Origin of the sequence: Streptomyces sp. NPDC051909, from assembly GCF_040681095.1 — a bacterium.
Lineage (GTDB): Bacteria > Actinomycetota > Actinomycetes > Streptomycetales > Streptomycetaceae > Streptomyces.
The window spans coordinates 1-1,809 of the sequence record NZ_JBFAYA010000082.1 but is presented as its reverse complement, the minus strand read 5'-3'; the positions used below and the strand labels follow the sequence as shown (position 1 = coordinate 1,809).

2 protein-coding genes and 2 pseudogenes are annotated in these 1,809 nt (G+C 68.3%); 2 read left to right on the top strand and 2 right to left on the bottom strand.

Translation table 11 applies throughout. From position 1 onward, the window contains the following. A pseudogene (locus AB0M18_RS36600) lies at nt 1-233 on the top strand (IS630 family transposase); the annotation flags it as partial. On the opposite strand, the gene AB0M18_RS36595 reads toward AB0M18_RS36600, so the two are convergent. Further along, a complete protein-coding gene (locus tag AB0M18_RS36595) occupies nt 222-749 on the bottom strand; it encodes a 3-oxoacyl-[acyl-carrier-protein] synthase III C-terminal domain-containing protein (protein WP_365765725.1) in 528 nt (175 codons plus the stop codon). The pseudogene AB0M18_RS36600 and the gene AB0M18_RS36595 sit on opposite strands and share 12 nt — an antisense overlap. A 410-nt stretch (nt 750-1,159) precedes the next feature. Here AB0M18_RS36595 and AB0M18_RS36590 point away from each other — a divergent pair, with 410 nt between their 5' ends. After that, a complete protein-coding gene (locus AB0M18_RS36590; protein WP_365765723.1) occupies nt 1,160-1,537 on the top strand; it encodes a hypothetical protein in 378 nt (125 codons plus the stop codon). A 5-nt stretch (nt 1,538-1,542) separates the two neighbouring features. Here AB0M18_RS36590 and AB0M18_RS36585 read toward each other — a convergent pair. Continuing rightward, a pseudogene (locus tag AB0M18_RS36585) lies at nt 1,543-1,809 on the bottom strand (transposase); the annotation flags it as partial.

Below are 1,809 nucleotides of genomic sequence, written 5' to 3'. Positions count from 1 at the left end.
CGCCGACCAGCGCGTCCTAGCTGAACCTGGTCGAGCGGTGGTTCACCGAACTGACCCAGAAGAAGCTCAAGCGCGGCGTCCACCGCTCCGTCCAAGCCCTCGAACGCGACATCCGAGCCTGGCTCACCGACTGCAACGAACACCCCAGACCGTTCGTCTGGACGAAGACAGCCGACGAGATCCTCGACAAAGCCGCCACCTACTGCCGACGAATCTCCGACTCAGATCACTAGGGGGATGGAGGCCGAAGAGATGTTTCCTGTGTTGATGATGTCCCTGGCGACGACGGCATCTGGTGGTAGCTGGAGCGCTCTTGCCGCGGAGTCGATGATCCTGATATTGGCCTGGTGCGGGATGAAGGCGCTGAGGTCTGCTGGTTCTATGCCTGCGGACTCCAGCGCGCGCCGACAGATCCCGGGCACCGCACCGAGGACCGGGAGTGGACCATGCTGGCAGACAGCCCTCCTCCCTGGCCCAGCCGATAGAGACCGGCGGGGTACGCGGCGCTCCCCCCTTCCCGCACCCCGCCACGCCACGCCACGCTGCCAGGCAGCCCCGGTGGCCGCCGCCCGGGATGCCGCCAGGAGACACCCGACAGACTGTTTGTCTGTTTTGGGTATCGGCTGCTCAGGTGACAGCAGGAGGGGCGGAGGAGTGTGGTCGGCGGAGGGCTGCAGATCCCGGACACGACTCAGGATCCGCCCCCCCCCCGGACCACAAGAGCAGTCTCTCCCGGAAGTGATCGCCATGTACGCCACCACCGTTCCAGGCAGCCTCACCGGCCAGGCCGGAGGCGGGGGCGTGCGGCGGCCGGCTGCCAGAGACGGCACGGGTGCACTCGCACGGCACGCATTCCCGCTCCCCGAAAGCCGACCGACGACGGCATCGCTCTGGAGCACCGCCCGGTGGCGGCGGGCGGGGCCCGGCACACCCGCCCAGGCCGTCCTCGTGGCGTGGCAGGTGAACGCGCAGGCGGCCGAGCTGGCCCCCACCTGACAACCACACGGGGCTGGCCGGCCCGCCCGCACCAGGAGAGCCGCACCGCGGACCGGGCCCAGGGCGGGATCCCCATCGTCCCTACGGGACCCCGGGAGCCGGTAGGTCCGTCATGTGGGTTGCTTCGCCGCCTCGTTCCGTTCTATCGCTGTTAAGGAACCTGATGCTGCCTCATCTCGCCTACGCCGACGCCGTCCACGCCGCTCTCGTCGATGCTGGCAATGCCCCGGACACGCTCACTGTGAGCGCTCCCGATACCGGCGTCCGGCACGAGTTGATCGCCGTCTTCTCCTGGGCCGGCATCACGCTGCGCTGGTCATCGGAGACCGGCTGGCGCCACGAGGCCCCACACTGCGGCGGCCCCCTTCCCCTAGATCAGTTTGCCACCCCAACTGCAGTTGTCACCGCAGCGGCACTCCTCACCAACGGCCGCCCGCCGGTCCCGTGCCGCGAGCGGTGGGCTCAGGCCCGCTCCCTTGCTGTCGCCATCGGTGACTGGGAGCAGCATCCGGCCCGGGAGGGCCGGATGCTGCTTAACTGATCATTTCAGAATGAGGGTCGGAGGCGTCGCAAGCAGATGATGCTGCAGGTGAGTTGGAGCAAGCCGAGGTGGAGGTCGGCTCGTATCTCGTAGCGGATCCGGAGCCGTTTGAACTGGTGGAGCCAGGCGAAGGTCCGCTCGACGACCCATCTGGTCTTGCCCAGGCCGGATCCGTGGGTGGGCTGTGCCCTTGCGGGCGATCTTCGGTGTGATGCCGCGGGCCCGGAGGAGGCGGCGGTACTTGTCGTAGTCGTAGCCGCGGTCGGCGAACA